Genomic DNA, 20,763 nt, shown 5'->3' with positions numbered 1-20,763 from the left:
CGGGGTCGATCGACACCCGCCCCTACCAAGTGCGAAGAGCCGCTTTCGCTGAGTCGATGCCGCCAGGCCCATATCGACGAATGGTTCGCTACAGGAAATACAACACGGACGCGTGTGAAAAGCTTCATGAAATGGTCGCTCCGCAACGGCTATGTTTCCCGAATCGATCTCCCAGGGAGCACCGTATTTCGATCACCTGATATCGATCAGGACAAGCGATTGAACCTCATGGCAGAGTTGCTCGACAACAAGCAAATTCCGCTGCCCTGTCGCACTGCCGCCATTCTTTTCCTTCTTTACGGTCAACCCGTCACTCGGTTGGTTCGCCTCACCCTCAACGACATTACGGTGAAAGAAGATGTGATCGAGATTCTTTTCGGCGATCATCCCGTGCAGGTCCCCCACCCGTTCGACGAAATACTACGACTTTATGTGCAGTCCAGGCCTAACATCAACACTGCAGGCAACGCTGACTCGTCCTACTTATTCGCCGGAATCTGCCCTGACCAGCCGCTCAGTGCCAACTATCTGATGAAACAGATGAGGAAGCATGGAGTTGAGTTGCGTGCGATGAAGGCGGCGGCCATACGCGATCTGGTCCGGGAGATGCCGGCGGTTGTTGCGGCTCGAACGCTCGGATTCAAGCCGGCTTCGTTGGAGGCGCATGCTGCTCGAGCCGGCATGACATGGGCTTCCTATCCTGCGCTTCACCGTTCTGGGCGGGAGAACTCATGATCGTCGAACACGTGATCACACCGGTATATCGCAGTGGCGGAACTGCGCAAGGGTGACCCCGCCAATCAGCGCCATCCTGCGATCCGAAGGACGCCACGTCGAGAGGCCGTCAAGCCCGCTGGCACGTGCGAGTTGCTACCGGGGATCCTCTGTGGGGTCGGAAACCGGGTTCTGGACCACTGTGTGTGATGGTGCGACACTGCGACTCAGGGTAGGGATCCTGGCAATTCCGCCTGGCAGACTTCGGCCATGGACCGGAACCGAGGCACCGGAAACAACGGTCGCCACGAGTACTACAGCACCAGCGACGTCGGTGAGGAACTGCCGACCGTCCGGCACGGTGACTTCGAACAAGCGGACTAGGATATGCGCTTTTTGTCCGCGCTGACCAGACATCTGTCGGCACGATCCTGGGACACTGGGGTGTACGAGATCGAACGGCTGAGCTGGGCGGATTAGGTCATGACGTTGGTGGTGCGGGTATGGGGTCGCGATGACTCCGGCCTGGTCGGTTGGCGCGAACACCTGCCCACAATCCGAGCAGGTTTCGCACCCGACGATCCGGAGACAGTCGCGAGCGCCTGGCGGGGTTCCGGTAGTAATCGCGCGGAAAACAACACATATGGCTGGACCAGCGGCGATGGTGTTGTGATCGGTTCGGGCTGCGGGCGGGTGCGGTAGGTGCTTGGCTTGGCTGCCGATGAGGTTGGTCGGTGTGCTGGAGGTCGGGTTTCATGGCGACGCAGGTATTCGCGGCTGAGGAGTTGGCGCGTCTGCGGGAGTTTCCAGAAGTCAGCCGCGAGGAGCTGTTCCGGTTCTTCACGCTGACGTCGGCCGATATCGCGTTCGTCGCGCCGGGGCGGGGGCGTGGTCCGGAGGATCAGCTCGGTCTGGCGGTGGCGTTGTGCACGCTGCCGTGGCTGGGGTTCGTGCCGGACAAGGTCGCCGCCGCGCCGCCGGTGGTGGTGGCACGGTTGGCGGATCAGCTGAAAGTCGATGCGTCGCAGATCCGTTCGTACGGCCGCCGGGCGCAGACCCGCACCGCGCATCTGCACCTGGTGGCCCAGTATCTGAGCTGGCAGAGCGCGGGTGCGATGGAGTTGAAAGAACTCGACGAGTTCCTGTTGGCGCGGGCGATGGAGCACGATTCCCCGACCCTGCTGTTTCGGTTGGGGTGTGAGTATCTGATCTCGGCGCGGGTGATCCGGCCCAGCCCCGACACCGTGGTCCGCCGCGTCGTGCACGCGCGTGAGCAGGCCCAACGAGAGACCTACGACCGGTTGGCGCATGAGCTGACGCCGCAACGCTGCGCGGAGTTGGACGGCTTGCTGGTCACCGATGTCTCGATCCGGATGTCTCGGTTGCGGTGGCTGTCGACGCCTCCGGTGGAGGCGTCGACAGCCGCTGTGCGCAACGAGGTCGAGAAGCTGGAGTTCGTGCGCGGTTTGGGCGCGGACACTCTTGATCTGTCGGTGTTGCCGACTGAGCGTCGCCGGTTCCTGGCCATGCTGGGCCGCCGTCTGACCGGGCAGGCGTTGGAGCGTCGCGATCCGCAGCGCCGGTATCCGATCTTGTTGACGGTGCTGGCGCAGTCGGCCGCTGATGTGCTCGATGAGGTGGTGGCGTTGTTCGACCAGGCGCTGTCGGGGAAGTTCAGTGCCGCGGAGAACCGGATGCGCGAGCAACTGGCCGACCGGGCGAAGACCGGGGAGGACCGGCAAGCGCTGCTGGATGACCTCCTATCCATCCTCATCGACCCGCAGATCCCTGATGAGGATGTGGGCGGGTTGATCCGGGGCGGAAGCATCGGGTTGGAGCGGTTGCGTGCGGCGATTGCGCAGGCCCAGCCGCGGTTGCCGCGTGATCACGGGCATCTGGCCGCTCTCGATAGTTCGTATTCGTATCTGAGGAAGTTCACTCCGGCGGTGTTGTCGGCGGTCCGGTTCTCCGGTGGTACGGCGGCGACGGAGTTGCTGATCGCGGTGGACATGCTGCGCGAACTCAACGCGACCGGTCGCCGCAAGGTGTTCGACGACGCACCGGCGGGGTTCGTGCCGACCAAGTGGCGCGGTTATCTCGAGGAGGCCCGCAAGACCGGCAATACCGTTGCCTATCGTCACTTTTGGGAGCTGTGCGTGCTGCTCGGGTTGCGGGACGGGCTGCGTACCGGGGACGTGTTCGTGCCCGGATCACGCCGCTACGCCGACCCGGCCGCCTACCTGCTCACCCCGACCCAATGGGAGCCGCAGCGAGCCGAATTCTGCCGCCTGGTCGACAAACCCGCCGACCCGGCCGCCGCGTTGGCCGCGCTCACCGACGAGTGGTTGACGGCGGTCGGTGAGCTGGAGCAGATGCTCGCCGCCGGTGACGGGCCGGTGCGCTTGGACGAGACCGGTGATCTGGTGATCTCCCCGCTGAGCGCCGAGGACATTCCGACCGAGGCCATCGAGTTGAAGGCCGAGCTGACCGAGATGCTGCCGTTCGCGCCGATCGTGTCGGTGCTGATCGAGATGGACAAGCGCACCGGCTACCTGGATTGTTTCACCCACGCGGGCGGCAAGCAGACGCGGAGCCCCGGAGTTGAAACGCAATCTGATCGCGGTGCTGCTGGCGTACTCGACGAACCTCGGTCTCACCAATATGGCTGCGGCGTCGGGGATCTCCTACGACATTCTGTCCTGGACCGCGGAGTGGTATGTGCGGGAGGAGACGCTGCGCGCGGCGAACCTGGCGATCATCGGCTACCACCAGAGACTGCCACTGACCACGGTGTTCGGCACCGGCACACTCTCGTCATCGGACGGGCAGAGGTTCCCGACGCGCGGCAAATCGGTCACCGCCCGTGCGGTGAATCACTTCTTCGCCGAGGAGGGCCTGTCGACCTATACCCACGTCACCGATCAGCACACCACCTACGGCACCAAGGTCATCGTTACCACCCGCAGCGAAGCCCACTACGTCCTGGACGAAATCCTCGGCAACGCAACGGATCTGCCAGTCACCGAGCATGCGACCGATACTCACGGGGTCACCCTGGTGAACTTCGCGCTGTTCGATCTGCTGGGGATGCAGCTGTCCCCGCGTATCCGGGATCTGGGCAAGATCACCCTGTACCGGCCGGTGCCGCGCGCCGAGGCCGACACCCTGTTCCCGCACGCCGGCGCTCTGCTGACACGGAAGTTGAACCTGGACCTGATCGCCGAGCATTACGACGACCTGCTGCGGCTGGCCGGATCGCTGAAGTTCGGGCACGCCACCGCCTCGCTGCTGGTCGGCAAGCTCTCGGCGTCGGGAAGACAGAACGCCCTCGCCGCAGCATTGAAAGAGTACGGGGCGATGCGCCGCACCATCTATGCCTGCCGGTATCTGACCGACCCTGACTACCGGCGCAAGATCTCGCGCCAGCTCAACAAGGGCGAATCCATCCACGCCCTCAAACGTGGCCTCCTCTATGCCCACGAAGGAGCCTTCCGCGCCCGTCACTTGGAAGCCCAGACCGAGCAGGCATGGTGTCTGACCCTGGTCACCAACGCCCTCATCACCTGGACCACCGAGTATTACGGGCTGGCGGTCGAGCAGATGCGCCGGGCTGGGCGGCGCATCGACGAGGAGGTCTTGGCCCACATCTCGCCCGCGCACAGCGCCAACATCAACTTCTTCGGCGCGATCGAGGTCGACATCGACGCCGAGTTGGCTCAGCTCGGACCCACCGGCTACCGGCCGTTGCGGGTCCGCGACACCCTGTTCTGAATCCGACCCGACCGCGCGCCGGGGTGCGCAGACGAGGCGATCGGGCAGCGTGGCAGGGCTTTTGCCGACTACCCGCGGTGGACGGTGAGGAAGTCGTCGACCAGGCGCGCGCAGTCGTCGTGATCGATGCTGTGCAGCCCGGTCAGGCGGGCGAAGACGATCGGGCCCAGCAGTTGGATGATGGCGAAGGTCGTGTCGAGGTCACCGAGGACGGCGCGGACCTCAGAGCTGGTGAGGATGTGGTCGAACGGTTCGCGGTAGCGGCGGATGACCTGGGCGCGCAGGGAGGTCACCGCGGCCCAGTCAGGGGGTGTGTCGGCGGGATCGGGGGCGATGGATCCCATGGACAGCCAGGCCAGGGTGGTGAGCTGGAGGGGGGCATTGTCGATCAGGTCGGCTTGGGCGGTGAGCAGCGCGATCAACCGCTCGCGCACGGGCCCGTCGGCCGGTGGGGTGTCCACGCGTGGGAGTAGGCGTTCGAAGGTGGCCGCGAGCAGGCGGGTGCTGCTGCCGAAGTGCCGGTAGAGGGTGGTGCGCGCGACTTTCGAGGTGCGGGTGACCGCGTCGATGGTGACCGCGTCGATACCGCCGGTGGCCAGCAGATGGGTGGCCGCATCGAGCAACCGGGCCCGCGAGCGCGCCAGCCGCGGATCAGCCTGATCGAGACCCTCGCCCTCCTCACCGGTGCCGGAGTGGGGCGCGGCGGGTCCGGTGTCGGCTTGGTCGCGGGCGGTCATGGTCGGGAAGACCTCCAAGGAAACGGGCGGCGGTGAATGTGTCCGATTTCGACTCTATCGTAACCACTCTCGCCTATGATACTGATGGTAGCGAAGCGATACCGATGGTTTCGTCGTATGGGAGGTGCCGGTGAACGCACCGGAAACGACCGGCGGGCACAGTGTGCTGGCGCGGGCCGAGTGGTGGATGCTGACGGTGTCGTGCCTGGCCGTGGCCCTGGTCGTCGCGGCGATGGCGGCACTGTACTCGGCGTTGCCGCTGATCGCGGTCGCGACCGGCGCGACCCAATCGCAGCTGACCTGGATCGTCGACGGCTACACCCTGATCCTGGCGTGCCTGGTCCTGCCCGCCGGCGCGGTGGGTGACCGCTACGGGCGCCGCGTCGTGCTGATCGCGGGCCTGGCGGTGTTCTCCGTGGCCTCGGCGCTGCCGCTGCTCATGTCGGGGCCGGTGTGGCTGATCGCGGCCCGCGCGGCGGCGGGCGCGGGCGCGGCACTGGTGATGCCCTCGACCCTGTCGATCCTGACCGCGGGGCTGCCCGAAGCGCATCGCGGGCGCGCGGTCGGGGTGTGGGCTGGGGTCGCCGGGTCCGGTGCGGTGCTCGGGATCCTCGGCTCGGGACTGCTGCTGGCGCGGTGGTCGTGGGAATCGGTGTTCGTGGGACTGACCGTGGCCGGGGTGGTGCTGGCCGCGCTGGCGTGCACCATCGCCGAATCCCGCGAGCGGGAACACCCGCCGGTGGACTGGGCGGGCGCGGTCGCGGTGGCGGTCGCGATCGCGGCGATCGTGTTCGCCTGCGTCGAGATCCCCGCGCGCGGCTGGCTCGACCCGCTCGTGACCCCCACCCTCGCGCTCGGTGTCGCCGCGGCGGTGGTGTTCGTGATCATGGAGTTGCGGGTCGCCGCGCCGCTGCTGGATGTGCGGTTGTTCGCCCGGCGGGGGTTCGGGGCCGGGTCACTGTCGGTGACCATCCAGTTCCTGGTCACCTTCGGGGTGTTCCTGCTGCTGGTGCAATACCTGCAATTGATCCTCGGGTACGGGCCGCTCGGTTCGGCGCTGGGCCTGGTGCCGATGGCGGTGCCGCTGGTGGCGATCTCGGTGATCGCGCCGTGGCTGTCGAGCCGGGTCGGGCTGCGGGCGATGACCGTCACCGGGCTGCTCGCCATCGCGACCGGACTCTTCCTGGTGAGCCGGTTGACCCTGGCCGCCGACTACCCAGACCTGTTGTGGCCGTTGCTGATCCTGAGCGCCGGGCTGGGATTGTGCACCGCCCCGGCCACCTACGCCATCGTCGCCGACACCCCCGTGGCCAAACACGGTGTCGCCGCCGCCGTCAACGACGCCGCCCGCGAGATCGGCGCGGCCATCGGAATCGCCGTATCCGGCAGCGTGCTCGCCGCCGGATACACCCACCACATCCAACCCGCCCTGCCCCAGCTGCCCGAACCCGCTCGCGGCCCGGTCGCCGACTCCCTCGCCGCCGCCCTGCAGGTCGCCGACCGCGCCGGACCCGCCGCCCAGCCACTGGCCGAATTCGCCAAGACCGCGTTCGTACACGGCAGCACCCAGGCCGCGCTCGCGCTGGCGGCCATCACCGCGGCCGGAGCACTCGCGCTGGCCATCCTCGCCCCCGGACGCACACCCCGGCCCACCCCCACCACGACCACGACCACGACCACGACCACGACCACGGTGCGCGAACCGGCATCCACACTGCAGGACCCCCACAGCTGATACTCACCGTGAAAGGGAGGTCGTCATGACGGCCTACCACACCATCCTCGTCGACACCGACGGCTCCGACCGCTCCTACCGGGTGATCGACCACGCCGCCGAACTCGCCCGCGCCAGCCACGCCCGCCTGCTCATCCTGTGCGCCCGCCACGACATCGACGCCCACACCCTCGGCCCCGACCTCGACCGGCTCGGACCCGACGCCTACCAACTCCGCGGCACCACCCCCACCGACACGATCCTGCGCACCGCCCGCCACCACGCCACCGCCCACGGCGCCACCGACNCCCACATCCTGGCCCCACCCACCCTGCACGCCCTGCTGCACCTGGCCGCCACCACCGGCACCGACCTCATCGTCACCGGCCACCCCCACCGCCACCCGCTGCTGGCCCGCTGGCTACCCACCCTGCCCATCGAACTCGCCCGCCACGCCCACTGCGACATCCTCATCGTCCACGCCCCGCCCGACAATCCACCCCACCTGCCACCGAACCCCGCAGACCGGCACTCGACGACTGTCCCGTAAGCCGATCGGCCACCGGAACACCACGATCCGCGGACTGCCGCCCAGCTCGCAGGTGTTCCGTAGAGGTGTTCCGCGTACCGTCCCGCTCAACCCCCGCTATCCGGAACAATTCCGGGTATGGGTGAACCGTTCCGCGTCGGATACTGCCGTTGCTCCACCGATGAACAAGACGTCGAGATCCAAACCGACCAACTCCTCACTCTCGGCGTTCCACGCGACCGGATCTTCATCGACACCGGGTTCTCCGGCACCACCCGCCGCAACCGCACGGGCCTCGACAACGCGCTCGCCGCAGTGACCTCGGCAGCGGCGGCCGTCAGCGGGCGGCAGGTCGTGCTGACCACAACGAAATTCGACCGATTCGCCCGCAACATGGCCGAAGCCGGAGAAATCCTCACCGACCTGCGCAAGCGCGATGTCCTGTTCGGGCTCGGCAGCTCCGTCTACGACTGGAACGACCCGTTCGGCAAACTCTTCCTGCAAACCCTGGCCATGGTCGCCGAATTCGAGGCCAACCTGGGCCACCTGCGCACCCGTGAAGGCATGGCCAAGGCCCGCGCCAAGGGCCGCCTCAAGGGCAAACAGCCGAAACTGCCTCTCGCAGCACGCAAAACGATCCACCGCCGCTACCACGACCCCGGCGACGACGCCAGCCTGGCCGACCTCGCCGAGGAATACAGCGTCGGTCGCTCCACCATCCACCGCATCATCAGCAGCCCCGCCCCACCCCGCATCTGACGCAAACCAGCGCACCGCCCGAGCCGATCACGACGGCATCGTCGCTGGTCCAGCCATATGTGTTGTTTTCCGCGCGATTACTACCGGAACCCCCTGGCACACCGGCGAGTTCTGTCCCAGCTACCTGCCGCACCCGTATTCGCCTGGCCCCGACGGTATTCACTGGATCGGGACCCGGCGACCGTCTCACCCCGACAACCGGTGATACCGACCCCGCCGCTGGATCGTCACGGAAGGGTGGACCAGAACCGGACACCGTCACGTTAGGCACGCCGGCGCCGAGCCGCTCCACCGTTCGGTGCCCGCTCGTGCCTCCAGTCGACCAGCGACCGGGCGAACTTCGACATTCTTATACGCTCTAGCAGCTAATACAAGATAAAGTAGGATTTCTCATCTAAGCTTGTACACGTCGAGGGGACGAGCATGGCCGAAACATCACAGCTTCTCTCCGGCGCGATCGCGCTGCTGCGTCGTGCCGGCATCCGCCTTGTCTCCGGTTCCCTCGACGCCTGGGACCTGACTCTGCCCGACGGCCGGGAATTGCCGACCCGGGTGCGCATATCCCGGCGGCCACCCACCCCCACGGTCCTCGCCCGGCTGCTCGCCGAACCGGGCCCAGCCCGGCGCGTGCTCGTGGTAACCCCACACGCCACGGCGCATCTGCGCACTCTCGCGACAAACGGCGAAATCGATCTCATCGCCGTGGACGAAGACCTACTCGTATTCGCCGGCGCGCGCTACGACGTGACCGAGAACGCAACCCCTACATCCCCTGCCGCATCTGCTGCCCGGGGCCGCAAACCCTGGGTGCGCTGGGCTCTGGCCCGGGTCCTGCTGCTCTCGGATAGGGCGCAAACCCAACACCGGCTCGCCGAGACACTGGAGGTCTCCCAGCAGGCAGTCTCATTCGCCCTCAAACAGCTACAGGCGGTGCGGCGCACCGAGCACGGCTGGTTCGCCGCATCCCCCGAGGAGTTGCTCGCGGACTATCTGGCCGGCTATCCCGGTCCCGGTGGCGCCGTGACCTACTGGTACGGCCTGGATCCGGTGATTGCCCAGGCCACCGCCGTTGTTGACTTCTGCGCCCGGCAGGATGTGGCAGTGTTGGTCAGCGGCGATGCCGCGGCCGATGTGTACGCCCCATGGCGGCTGCCGACCCGGGCGATGCTCTACACCGATCGGTTCGTCGACCTCGCCGCCGCGGGCTTCAGTCCCGCCACCGAGGCCGAACACACCATGGCCGTGCAGGTCCCCGCCGATCCGACCCTGTGGCGCACCGCGGAGATCAGCGAGCCAGTGCTGTTGGCCGATCCGCTGATCACTGCGGGCGATGTGCTGCGCACCGGTGGCGCTGATGCCGCCGAAGCCGCCGATCATGTGTTCGCCACGATCCGTCAGAAGGCTGCTCTGTGACCGAGGTGGAGATCCTCGCCGCGTCGAATGCCGCCGACCGCGGCCTGCGGGCGTTGGCCGATCTCGCCGCCGCTGCGGCCGGGGCCAACTATCGGGTCGTTGGCGGGCACATGGTGCACCTGCTCGGTCGCCTCTACCCCACCGACACCGCTGCCCGGGTCACCGCCGACGCCGATGCCGGCATGGACCCTGTCGCCGCAGCCGACGCCACCTTCCACACCGCGCTACTCGCCCGTGGTTATCGGCTGGTGACCGGCAACCACTACGAGGCACCCTCCGGCGACGACACTCCCCTGTCCGTGGATCTCCTGGTTCCCGGCACCGGTGGTCGCCGGATCGAACGCGTCGAGTACGCCGGGCGCGGCTTCGACGCCACCCCCGGGCTGACCCTCGCGCTCGCCGCCGACCCGATGCAGGTGCGGGTGCGGGCACGCCTGACGACCGGCGAGACATTGCGTTTCGAGGTGCCGGTGCCCGGCGTCGAGCAGGCGGTGGTGCTCAAGGCGCTCGCCTGGCGCAGCCGCCTCGCCGCCAAGGACATCGCCGACCTGTGCACCCTGTTGTCGATCACCCATGAACACCGAGACCGGTTTCCCGATTGGAAGCTGCACACCGCCCGTACCGGTGCCCGCAAGGACGCAGCCCGGGCTCTGCACGAGCTGGTCGCCATGCTCGACCGCGGCCAGCGCATCGACGGGCTGACCATCGCCCCGGCGCGCCTGTCCGGTCTCATTCGCCGCTACGTGGTCGACCCCCACACGGCCCGACCGCCAAGCGACACCGGCACCGGCACCGCGCAGCAGATCGCTCGTGATCCCAGCGGACAAGAGGCGTTGCTGTCGGCTCTGCGCGCCGCCGTGTCCGGTCACCCACCACGCTCGAAGCCCGGTACACCCGGCGGTAGTACGACCCCGGCCCAGCCGGAGCCACCCGACCACAGTCCCCACGCTGGCCCCGACCTGGGGCCGTGACCACGGCGTTCATCATTCGAGGGGATCTCCGGCCTCGCGCTTTCCGCGACATAGGCATGCGTGGCTCGCGATGCGTGCACGCATCGCACGCACTGCACGCATCAGGTGGATGTGGTTTCATGAAGTCCTGGGTCCCGCCACTGGTGCAGCTCACGCGGTCAGGACCGGTACAAATCCCGGCGGGAATAGTCTGAGGCACGGTCGCGTTGTACTGGCCCGATCGGGTGCGTCTTCGTGTCCCCCGGGCTCAACCCTTTGCCTTCGCGGAGTTCCGTTCGGCTGGAGCCGTGCTGCGCCTCCGCCGAGAGGCGACCGAACGCAACTCCACCGGCATCAACGCCGGATCGGTACGCACGGCCGAGACGATCTGCCGGATGTGATCGCGGGCGGGATGACTGTAGGCCAACGCATCGAGTTCGGTCAGGATGCGGCCGGCGCGCTGCAGCACCGCAAACCGGCGCAGCGACTGCTCGAGCACCGCGCGCAACGGATGGATCCCGGATACCTCACTCAACCAGTGGTTGACCTGATGCGCCCCACCGGCGGCATGGGCGCGGGCGTGCACCAGCCCGTATTCACCGATCAGCTCGAGTAGCCGCCAGACCTGCTCACGCGGCACCGGAAGCGCGGCCGGGTCGGCGTCGAACAGGTCGAACAGCTCGAGCGGCGTGACCGGGGCCAGGGCGGCCAGTGCGCGGGCATCGGCGTCGGTGAATACCCCGGTGTGCGCGGTCTGTGCGAGCAGCCCGGCGACCGGCACCACCGCGCCGACATGCCCGGACAGGCGCGGGGCGAGCACGGTCGCGTGATCGGCAGCGTGAGTGAGCGGATCCCGGCCGCCGAGCACCCCGCGGCCGAAACTGTCGGCACGCGAAAGCACTCCGAGCGTGTTCAACGGCGTGAAACCGAGGCGTTGCAGGAACTCGACCTCGTCGGTGCGGGGCATCGAATCGAATAAGAACACCGCCGCATCGGCGTCCACCGATGCCGCGCGGGTCTGCTCGAATCCATCGATCAACGCTCGTTCGGTGGTCGCGGCGTTGGCCGCGGTCAGGGTCGCCAGGCCGGGGGTGTCGATGAGAGTAATCGCGCTGAGCGCGTGCGAGGGCACGAAGCGGTGCACATACGCCACTGCCGTGTCCGGCACGTCCAAGGAGGCGGTGGTGCCCAGCGCCAGCGGCACCGGGCGGCGGGTGCCGTCGGTGAGCACCACGTCGGCGCGAGAGGGGGCTCCGTTTTCGTAGACGGTGACCACCGTTGTGGCCTCGAGGGCAGCGGTTTCGGCGACCGGCGCCCCGATCAACGCATTGACCAGAGTCGACTTGCCGGCCTTGAGGCGGCCGACGACCACGATCCGCGGCGGCGACCACAGGATCGCCCCAATGCGATTGGCGTGCCCGACCAAGTCGCCGCCGAGGTCGGCAAGCTGATGCAACGCCGCGTCGATACGCAGGTGCACCGGATCAGGCGCCCCTGCCCCGGGCGGGATGTGCGGGGCGCTCATGCGGCACCTGCCGTAGTCGCGGTAAGGGCCGTCTCGATGGGGGTGATGCGGGCGCGGGTGATGCGCAGGTTCTTCTCCAACCGGTCGATGCTCGCGGTGCGGGTCGCGGCATCGGCCTGGGCACTGCGTGTGGCCTCATCGATCCGTTGCTGCAACTCGGTGATGCGGTCCTGCAGATGCTTACGGCGGCGCAGCACGATCTCCGGCCGGGTGGTGGCCATCGCGGCCTCGAGCATCCGCGTCGCCGCGGTGCGCACCGTCGCGACGGTCTCGCGCAGCCAGGTCAGCAGGTTCGTCTTGCCGGTGCGCATCGCCTTGAAGCCGAGATTGACTGCCACCCAAGCCACCCCGGCGATCGCGCCGGCACCGATCACCGCACCGAGCATGGTGGTGCCGATCATGCCCATCGTCAGCACACTCGGATCGAGCAGCCCTTGCCGTTTCGAGCCGACCTCCCGGTCACCAATGGTTCGGTCTGCAACGCCGCCACCGTGATCTCGCGGATGTGCTCCCACTGCTCACGGTCGGCGAACAACTCGGTAACGATCGGTTCGAGGTCGTCGAGGAACACCTGCGCGGTGGTGGCCATCGCGTCGAGCAGATCCGCCTGAATCTGCGCGGTGAACACCTGCGGGGAACGGCGCAGCACCTGCATCGACGACTTGTTGATCCGTGTGGTCCAGTCCTCCCGCACCCGGGCGAGTTCCTCGTCCAGGCGCATCACGGCGCGTTGCCGTGCCAGGGTCAGGTCCCGCTGCAGATGCTGCTCCCACTGCTGCGCCTCGTCCTTCAGACCGCGCAGCCGCTCGATCTCGGCGGTCAGATCCGGGATCGCGGCTTCCCCGTCGCGGACCGCAGCGAGCTCGGCGGTGATGCCGCGTTCCACCTGCCGCAATCCGTCGAGCGCGCACCGCAACGCATCCGCCTCGGGCCAGTGCCGCGCGGCGGCCACCCGTTGCTCGAGCAGCGACCACAACGCCGGCACCCCGGAGCACGCCAGCGCCCGGTCCCGCGCCGGGGACGTCGCCAGCGCGGCGGCTGCCAATGCGCGCACACTCGACACCGCCACCACCGGAATTTCCCGGCCGAGGTGCTCGGCAATGGCGCGTTGGTTCTCTGCGACGATCTGTTCCCAACGGGTGAGGTTCTTATCCGTCTTGGTCACCACCACGACCACGTTCTCCACTCCGGCGGCACTGTCCCGCAGGAACCGCATCTCCGGTTGGGTCAGCGGCGTCGATGCCTCGCACACCAGCACCAGCACCGCGGCCTGCTCCGCCGACTGCATAGCCAGAGCCGCGTGACGCGGCTCCAGGCCACCGATGCCGGGGGTATCGAGGATCGACACTGCCGACAACCGGGGCGAGGCGATCGGTACGACAGCGGCGACCGGCAGCGCGTCGATCGTCGGGTCGGTGACGTACCGGCCTTCGGTGGTGATCCACTCGGCCAGCTCCGCGCGGTCGATCCGGCGCCGTCCGTCCGGGAAGACCAACTCGGCGGTCACTTCCGGATAGTCGTCATCCGCGGCGATGAACCGGGTGGCGACCGCGGTGGAGTTCTCCACATCGTCGACGGCGACACCGTCGTGGCCGATCAATGCGCTGACCAGCAGGCTCTTGCCACGCTTGATCTCCCCGACCACCACAATCGTTGGCAGCCGACCGTGGCCGGCGAGTTTGTCCTCCGCCCGGGCGGCGATCGCGTCGTGCTTGTAGGCGCGCAACACCGCGCACGCACCGTCGATCAACTCGGCCACAGGCAGATCACCAGACACGCTGCAGGACACTACCGAGCCGTCTGGTCTCTCCGAGTAACGAGACCGAGTGCAGGACATTCCTTGTCTCGGTCGTCGCAGCCGAACAGGAGGAACTCGGACCGGGCCGAACGCGGGATGCTCCGCAATCTCCCATCGCTGGGGAGGATGTACCTGTCCGCGCGGCTATCTCCGTCACCGCGCCGGCACAGCGAGCAGCAGCCCGCGTTCGCTGAGGCTGTGGCGGCCGACCGATCCCTTCGACCCGGGACTCTCCCAGGACGACGGCACGATCGCGGGTACATCGATCAGGCCGTGGTCTCTGCGGGTCAGGGTGTGCGTGCCGGTGAGCAGATCGCCACCGTGGGCAATCGGGGACAGTCGACCGGTTCCCATCTGCACTACGAAGTGGGAAGCAGGGCGGCCGCAAGGCCGAGCCCATGGCATGGTCGAACGCACGAGGGGTCCAGGTCGCGCAGGGTGCGCGGGCATAGATAAGGATGATCGGCCAATGTCTGCGAGGGAAGTCATGCACAGGTTGGGAGGTCTCGAGGCCGAGGTGATGAACGAACTCTGGTCGACCGACGAGCCGCAGTCGGTCCATGATCTGGTCGACAGGCTGCGCGAGCGCAGGGAATTGGCCTACACCACCATCTTGACCGTGGTCACCCATCTGTACGAGAAGGGCTGGGTGCGGCGGGAAAAACGCAGTCGCGCCTACTTCTATTCGCCTTCGCGCAGCCGGGAGGAAGCCACCTCCGAGGCGCTGCGTGCGCTGCTCGACGGCTGCACCGACCCCAGCGCGGTGCTCTTGCGTTTCGCCAAGACGGTGAGCGACCGCGAATACGATGCTCTGCGCCGGGGCTGGACGAGCCGGACCACCGACCAATGACCTTGGCCCTGGTCCTGCTGCTCGGTGCCGCCTTGATCTCGATGGCGGCCCCGCGGATGCTCGGTCCGCTCGCTGCCACCGCGGTGCCTCCCGGGATCCTGTTGGCGGGTTGGCTCGGGAGCCTGGCCGGGGCACTGTTCTTCGGCGTCTCCGCGGTGGTCACCTTGGCCTGGCCCGATCATGCGCCGGCCGAGGCCGCGGTCGAGGCGGTGGTGCAGTGCCTGTCCGTGGTTTTCCATGCGGTGCAGCCGTGGATCATCGAAACCTTGGCCGTCATCGGAGCTCTGGCGCTGCTCGCCATGACCGTCCGGGCCGTGATCCTGGGCCGGCGGTACGCCCGGGAACAGGTCCGTCTGCTCGACTACCACCGGGATGTGGTCTCCATCGTGGCCCGCTCCCGCGAGGACGATGTGATGTGGCTCGCGCACCCGATGCCGATGGCCTACAGCGTGGCCGGCCGACCCGGGTTCGTGGTCGCGACCGATGGGCTCTCGCAGTGCTTGAGCGGTTCCGAGCGCGAGGCCGTGCTGGCCCACGAGCGGGCGCACCTGCGGGGCAGCCACCACCTGATCGTCACCGCGTGCGACATCCTGGCCGCGGTGCTCCCGGCGGTGCCGTTGTTCGCCGCCGCCCCGTCCGCGGTCAAAACCCTGGTCGAATTGACCGCCGACCAGCACGCCGCCCGGGCCACCAGCACGGCGACGGTGTGTTCGGCGTTGACCGTGGTCTCCGCCTCGGCGCTGCCGCAGCCGGCCGGGGCCTTGGGGTTGAGCAACGAGACGTCGCTGCGACTGCTCAAGCTGCGCATCAGTGGGCGCACGCGCTGCCCGAAGGTGTCGTACGCGACCGCGGCGGCGTTGTCGATGGCCATGCCTGTCGCGACCGCACTGGTCGTGCTTGCGGCGACCTCCGCGGCCGTATGTCTGACCCCTACCCTGGCCTGATCCGGCAGGGCGACCGAACCGACCCCCTAATTACTATGCAACATAGTAATTAGCTACGCTCGTGGACGCCTCATCACCGTGCACTCGCGCAGAATTTCGGATCGGACAGCACATGACCGCTCTCGCCCCGCCGCCCTTGCCCGTTGCCACCCGCCCGATTCCGGCGCGGCGCGGCCCCAAAGGGTCGCTCCTCTACAAGATGATCACCACCACAGACCCGAAGGTGCTGGGTCTGATGTATCTCGTGACCTCGTTCGTGTTCTTCGGGGCCGGCGGACTGATGGCGTTGCTCATGCGCAGCGAACTGGCCCTCCCGGGCCTGCAGTTCCTGTCGAACGAACAGTACAACCAGCTGTTCACCATGCACGGCACGATCATGCTGCTGATGTATGCCACCCCGGTGGTGTTCGGTTTCGCCAACTACCTGCTGCCCCTGCAGATCGGCGCCCCCGACGTTGCCTTCCCCCGGCTGAACGCCTTCAGCTACTGGCTGTATCTGTTCGGCTCCCTCATCGCGGTCAGCGGCTTCGTCACCCCGGGCGGTGCGGCCGACTTCGGGTGGACCGCCTACGCGCCCCTGAGTTCGGAACTGCATTCCCCCGGGATGGGCGCCGACCTGTGGATCGTGGGTCTGGCCGTCTCCGGCCTGGGCACCATCTTGGGCGCGGTCAACTTCGTCACCACCATCGTGTGCCTGCGCGCCCCCGGGATGACGATGTTCCGGATGTCGATCTTCACCTGGAACATCCTGGTCACCTCGCTGTTGATCCTGCTGGCCTTTCCGCTGCTGACCGCGGCACTGATGGGCTTGTTGTACGACCGAACGCTCGGCGGGCACATCTTCGATCCCGCCACCGGCGGAGTGATGCTCTGGCAACACATGTTCTGGTTCTTCGGCCACCCCGAGGTCTACATCATCGCCTTGCCGTTCTTCGGCATCGTCTCGGAGATCTTTCCGGTGTTCTCCCGCAAGCCGATCTTCGGTTACACCGGCCTGATCTACGCCACGCTCGGGATCGCCGCCCTGTCGATCGCGGTGTGGGCGCACCACATGTACGCCACCGGCGCGGTGCTGTTGCCGTTCTTCTCGTTCATGACCTTCCTGATCGCCATCCCCACCGGCGTGAAGTTCTTCAACTGGATCGGCACCATGTGGAAAGGTCAGCTGACCTTCGAATCACCGATGTTGTTCTCGGTCGGCTTCCTGATCACCTTCCTCTTCGGCGGTCTGTCCGGTGTCATCCTGGCCAGCCCCCCGCTGGACTTCCAGCTCACCGACTCGTACTTCGTGGTGGCGCACTTCCACTACGTGGTCTTCGGCACCGTGGTGTTCGCCACCTACGCCGGCATCTATTTCTGGTTCCCCAAGATGGTCGGGCGGATGCTCGACGAGCGGCTCGCCAAGTGGCACTTCTGGTTGACCTTCCTCGGTTTCCACGCCACGTTCCTGGTGCAGCACTGGCTGGGCAACGAGGGCATGCCCCGGCGCTACGCCGACTACCTGCCCTCGGACGGGTTCACCACCTTGAACGCGATCTCGACCGTCGGTTCGTTCGTCCTCGGCGCCTCGATGCTGCCGTTCTTGTGGAACATCTTCAAAAGCTACCGCTACGGCCAGATCGTCACCGTCGACGACCCGTGGGGCTACGGCAACTCCCTCGAATGGGCCACCACCTGCCCGCCGCCGCGACACAACTTCACCGAACTGCCGCAGATCCGCTCCGAACGCCCCGCCTTCGAACTGCACTACCCACACATGGTCGAACGCATGCGGGCCGAAGCGCACGTGGGATTCGGCGGTGCGCCCAAGAGCACCGAGATCGCCGACCGTGAGCCTGCCGAGCCGCACCGCGCCGGCGAGAGCTCGGCACACACCGACCCGAAGAAATAGTCGCTCGCCGTCTCGGCCCCCGAAAGATCGGACAACACCATTGAAGACCAACATGCCGGTAGTGACCGTGCCGGCCACAGACCGCGCCACCGCGGCCCTGGCCGACTGGCTCATCCGGGACCTGACCGCCGTGATGCTCGAGCAGGCCGGGCTGCCGGATCCCCAGCGGCTGCGTCGCCTGCCGACGATCACCGCCGCGCACATCGGCACGCCGGGCAAGCTGCGCCGGCATGCCCGCGCGTTGGAACAGACTCTCGCACAGGTGGAGCGGCACCTGCGTGCCGGTGCGCACCTGGGCGAGCACGGTCTGGGCACCGCATCGGTGCCGGCCGTGCCGGGAGAGCTGCTCGACGTGGCGGCAGACCTGGCCGGCACGGTCGCCGAGCGTGGCAGCCCGGCCGCCGCGCTGGCCAACCGAGCGGTGCTGCTCGCAGCCGGAGTGATCGGCCGGGGACTGGGGAGGGTCGATGCCTCTCAGGCCTGGTCCGCTACCGCAGGGTCGTATTGCGCGACCATCACGCAGCTGTGGCGCGACGAGCCCCAGGCGCAGGTGCTCGTCGATCCCGGATAGAAGGCGGGGGATGCTCGCTCGCCGCGGCGGTTGCGGGTACCTGCACCGGCCGGTCGTCCGTCCGACGGTCACGGCCGCGCATACCGAAGCAGGCACATCCACAAGGCGGAGGGATGCGATGCGCCCACATCGAGGACGGATGTGGCCTGCCGGACGGTGCGTCGAGGTGAGATCCCGCGTCCCGAGAACGCATACGACGCTGCGGCACCACGCACAATCCGGGCTGGGATGTCCGACGAAGATGCGCGCGTGGCAAGGCTGCTCGGATCTTGAGCAAACCGTCATCAGAAGTATGGATGAAGCCATACCGCCACAGGGCGCCCTCAAAAAGGGGTCTTTGCCTTTTCTGAGAGCCCGGACCGGGAGAGATGGACCGAATGCACACCGTCGTCCGCGAGGAGCAACACCATGTTCAGGTATGGCCACCCTCAGCGGCGGCCCGTGCGCATGCTCCTCGCGTGAGCGTCCGGGTGCTGATGCGCGTCGCCCTCCGGGCGTCCACGCGAGCGTTCGGGTTCCGGTCCCACCCGACCGCGCCTACCTCCGAAGTCCTGCCCTGGGCACGCACGGTGATGTCCCCGCAGCCGAGCCCCGGCCACTCTGGCATAACCCTGGACCAGCAGTGTCGGCGCACAAGAGGCCGTGTCCAGACTGACCTGCCCGCAGAAGGGAACCAGTTCATGTACCGACCGACGTGGCGCCACCGCCTGCGCTACCGTGCCCGAGCAGCGCCTTGCCCACGGTCGGGGCCGGTGACCGCGGACGATCTCGCGCTGCGAGGCGCCACGACCGCCGATCTCGACGCCACCGCGCACCTGCACATCGAGCAGCTGCCGGTCGGGTTCTTCCCCGACCTGGGGCCGCATTTCATGCGTCGCTGGCATAAGACCTTCCTCGATTCCCCACACGGCGTGGCGTTGGTCGCGGTGTGTCGGTGCGACGCCGGTGAGCAGGTGTGCGCCTTTTTGTTCGGCTCGATCGACGAATCGGCACACCTGCGGGCGGTGCTCGCCGACCGCCGCTGCCTGCTGGCCCTGGCAGCGACCGCCGCCGTGTCGCTGCTGCGCCACCCACCACTGGCGGTGCGGTTCCTGCGCACCCGGGCGAGGCCGTGGACGCGGCGCCTTCTTCGCACACTCACCTCCCGGCCTGCCGCACCCCCGGCACGGACCGATCCTGTGCCGGTGGCCCTGCTGGCCGCGGTCGCCGTCCGCCCGTCGCTGCGGGGCAGCGGCGTCGGTGCCCGCCTGGTCGAGTTGTTTCTCATTCGTGCGCACGAGCGCGGCGCTGCCACCGCCGAGCTGGTCACCGGTGCCGGCCCGGACGGGGCCGGCGCGTTCTACGAACACCTGGGATGGAGCCCGGGGCGAGAACACCGCACGCGCGACGGCGACACGGTACGCAGCTACCGCCACCGCGTGGTGCCTGCGGCCCGCCCCGGCACGTGCTGCGACGAGCGCGGGGCGGATCCCCGATGAAGCTGACCCGGCGTCAATTGTTGACGGTGCTGACCGCGGGGTCGGCCGCTGCCGTGGCCTCCTGCACCCTCGAGCCGGCCCCGCCGCAGCCTGCGCCCTCGGCGACTACGCCGAGACCGCAGCCACCTGACCTGAGTCGACCCGACCGCGCCGCACGTCGCTCCCCGTTGTCCGCCGCGGCGAGCCGCTGGCAGCCGGCACCGGGTGAGGTGTTCCCGGAGATCAAGCGCACCGCGGCGGCGTTTTTGGAAACCGCCGGTAACTGGAGCGACGGCGGTACGGCCGTGGGCAACCTCGTCCGCGCCGGCGCGTCTGCGATATCGGCGGCGACTGCGTCGGTCCTGCACCCGTCCACCGCCCGCGCCGGGGAGCTGACCGTGATCTATCCGCAGTACGGCGGGCTTGCCCCGGACACCGCCGCGGTGATCGCCCTGGTGGAGCAAAACCTGCGCACCGTTTCGGGACCGTGGACCCGCGAACTCGTCGTCGACGTGCGACTGGCCCGCCGACCCGGCGGGAGCTGGACCGTCGAGCGGCTCGTCGCACCGACCTCACTGGGGCCGCCGCTGCCGCTGACCGACACGGCCGCGGCGGTGCTCGCCGAGCCGAGGATCATCCTGTCGGGTCCGGCCCAAAACGATGTCAGCACCGGCAGGATCGACAACCGGCTGTTGGCGATACTGCACGCACTGTCCCGGGAGTTCACCGTGGCGATCCAGGTGATGCACACCGGCCACGTCCAGACGGTCTATCCGACCGCGCGGGTGTCCAACCACGCCGTGGGACGAGCCGTGGACATCCGCGAGATCGATGGTCGGCCGGTGGTGGACACCCGGCCCGGTGACGAGCGTGTGCTGCGATTGATGCGGCGAGCCGCCGAGTTGGGGGCGACCGAGGTCGGCGGACCGGTCGACCTCAACGGACCGCGCAAGGGCTTTTTCTCGGACGACGTCCACCACGATCACATCCATCTCGGTGTCACTCCCGGCGACCCGCCGGCGCACCTGCGGTAGGGCGCCCGTCCCGGCAGGTGTGGCACCGGTCCGCGGTGTCGGGAGGCGGTCGCCTCCGGCGGTGCGGCCGGTCGGGGCGCGAGCAGCAGCCGCCGCGGTGACCCGG

General features: G+C 67.9%; 15 protein-coding genes and 4 pseudogenes. 15 read left to right on the top strand and 4 right to left on the bottom strand.

What is annotated here, in order from left to right; genetic code table 11:
• Positions 1-735, top strand: a pseudogene (locus tag QR64_RS16165) (site-specific integrase); the annotation flags it as partial.
• 734 nt (positions 736-1,469) lie between these two features.
• Positions 1,470-4,485 (top strand): annotated as a pseudogene (locus QR64_RS28705) (Tn3 family transposase).
• Positions 4,486-4,553: 68 nt separating this feature from the next.
• Here QR64_RS28705 and QR64_RS16155 read toward each other — a convergent pair.
• Complete coding sequence (locus QR64_RS16155; protein WP_039586217.1) at positions 4,554-5,222, bottom strand: TetR/AcrR family transcriptional regulator; 669 nt, start codon at positions 5,220-5,222, stop codon at positions 4,554-4,556.
• 187 nt (positions 5,223-5,409) lie between these two features.
• Between QR64_RS16155 and QR64_RS16150 the strand changes: the two genes are divergently transcribed.
• From QR64_RS16150 to QR64_RS16130, 6 genes and pseudogenes are all read left to right on the top strand, one after another.
• Positions 5,410-6,957, top strand: a complete 1,548-nt coding sequence (locus tag QR64_RS16150; protein ID WP_052227341.1) for an MFS transporter — start codon at positions 5,410-5,412, stop codon at positions 6,955-6,957.
• Between the two features lie 25 nt (positions 6,958-6,982).
• Positions 6,983-7,243 (top strand): annotated as a pseudogene (locus QR64_RS28025) (universal stress protein); the annotation flags it as partial.
• A 1-nt stretch (position 7,244) separates the two neighbouring features.
• The coding region (locus QR64_RS28020; protein WP_235367180.1) for a universal stress protein at positions 7,245-7,486 on the top strand (242 nt) is incomplete at its 5' end.
• A 117-nt stretch (positions 7,487-7,603) separates the two neighbouring features.
• Positions 7,604-8,224 (top strand): recombinase family protein, encoded by a 621-nt coding sequence (locus QR64_RS16140; RefSeq protein WP_010596700.1) that lies wholly within the window; start codon positions 7,604-7,606, stop codon positions 8,222-8,224.
• 423 nt (positions 8,225-8,647) lie between these two features.
• Positions 8,648-9,637 (top strand): hypothetical protein, encoded by a 990-nt coding sequence (locus tag QR64_RS16135; RefSeq protein ID WP_019290647.1) that lies wholly within the window; start codon positions 8,648-8,650, stop codon positions 9,635-9,637.
• Positions 9,634-10,608, top strand: a complete 975-nt coding sequence (locus QR64_RS16130; RefSeq protein ID WP_052227337.1) for a hypothetical protein — start codon at positions 9,634-9,636, stop codon at positions 10,606-10,608. Before QR64_RS16135 ends, QR64_RS16130 begins: the two co-directional genes overlap by 4 nt.
• Before the next feature lie 247 nt (positions 10,609-10,855).
• Here QR64_RS16130 and QR64_RS16125 read toward each other — a convergent pair whose 3' ends face one another.
• Genes QR64_RS16125 through QR64_RS16120 form a run of 3 tightly spaced genes read right to left on the bottom strand, consistent with a single transcriptional unit; the run spans position 10,856 to position 13,889 of the window.
• Complete coding sequence (locus tag QR64_RS16125; protein ID WP_232512504.1) at positions 10,856-12,112, bottom strand: GTPase; 1,257 nt, start codon at positions 12,110-12,112, stop codon at positions 10,856-10,858.
• The gene (locus QR64_RS28015) at positions 12,109-12,513 is read right to left on the bottom strand and encodes a hypothetical protein (protein WP_235367179.1); all 405 of its coding nucleotides are present in this window, start codon (positions 12,511-12,513) and stop codon (positions 12,109-12,111) included. Before QR64_RS28015 ends, QR64_RS16125 begins: the two co-directional genes overlap by 4 nt.
• A gap of 8 nt (positions 12,514-12,521) precedes the next feature.
• The gene (locus QR64_RS16120) at positions 12,522-13,889 is read right to left on the bottom strand and encodes a dynamin family protein (RefSeq protein WP_235367177.1); all 1,368 of its coding nucleotides are present in this window, start codon (positions 13,887-13,889) and stop codon (positions 12,522-12,524) included.
• Positions 13,890-14,165: 276 nt separating this feature from the next.
• On the opposite strand from QR64_RS16120, the pseudogene QR64_RS28010 reads away from it, so the two are divergent.
• From QR64_RS28010 to QR64_RS16085, 7 genes and pseudogenes are all read left to right on the top strand, one after another.
• Positions 14,166-14,362, top strand: a pseudogene (locus QR64_RS28010) (M23 family metallopeptidase); the annotation flags it as partial.
• Between the two features lie 35 nt (positions 14,363-14,397).
• Positions 14,398-14,760, top strand: a complete 363-nt coding sequence (locus QR64_RS16110; RefSeq protein WP_006554840.1) for a BlaI/MecI/CopY family transcriptional regulator — start codon at positions 14,398-14,400, stop codon at positions 14,758-14,760.
• Complete coding sequence (locus QR64_RS16105; RefSeq protein WP_006554841.1) at positions 14,757-15,704, top strand: M56 family metallopeptidase; 948 nt, start codon at positions 14,757-14,759, stop codon at positions 15,702-15,704. Before QR64_RS16110 ends, QR64_RS16105 begins: the two co-directional genes overlap by 4 nt.
• Positions 15,705-15,816: 112 nt before the next feature.
• On the top strand, positions 15,817-17,595 hold the full coding sequence (ctaD, locus tag QR64_RS16100) for a cytochrome c oxidase subunit I (protein ID WP_006554842.1): 1,779 nt from the start codon (positions 15,817-15,819) through the stop codon (positions 17,593-17,595).
• 52 nt (positions 17,596-17,647) lie between these two features.
• Positions 17,648-18,166, top strand: a complete 519-nt coding sequence (locus tag QR64_RS16095; protein ID WP_037217545.1) for a hypothetical protein — start codon at positions 17,648-17,650, stop codon at positions 18,164-18,166.
• Positions 18,167-18,918: 752 nt separating this feature from the next.
• The gene (locus QR64_RS16090; protein WP_006554844.1) at positions 18,919-19,644 is read left to right on the top strand and encodes a GNAT family N-acetyltransferase; all 726 of its coding nucleotides are present in this window, start codon (positions 18,919-18,921) and stop codon (positions 19,642-19,644) included.
• Positions 19,641-20,657, top strand: coding sequence for an extensin family protein (locus QR64_RS16085; protein WP_228045301.1), 1,017 nt, complete (start codon positions 19,641-19,643; stop codon positions 20,655-20,657). Before QR64_RS16090 ends, QR64_RS16085 begins: the two co-directional genes overlap by 4 nt.
• The last annotated feature ends 106 nt before the right edge of the window (positions 20,658-20,763 follow it).

The sequence above is a fragment of the Rhodococcus sp. Chr-9 genome, assembly GCF_000801125.1.
Classification (GTDB): domain Bacteria; phylum Actinomycetota; class Actinomycetes; order Mycobacteriales; family Mycobacteriaceae; genus Rhodococcus; species Rhodococcus pyridinivorans.
Note: the sequence above shows the minus strand (reverse complement) of the source record. Positions and strands in the feature narration are given on the sequence as shown.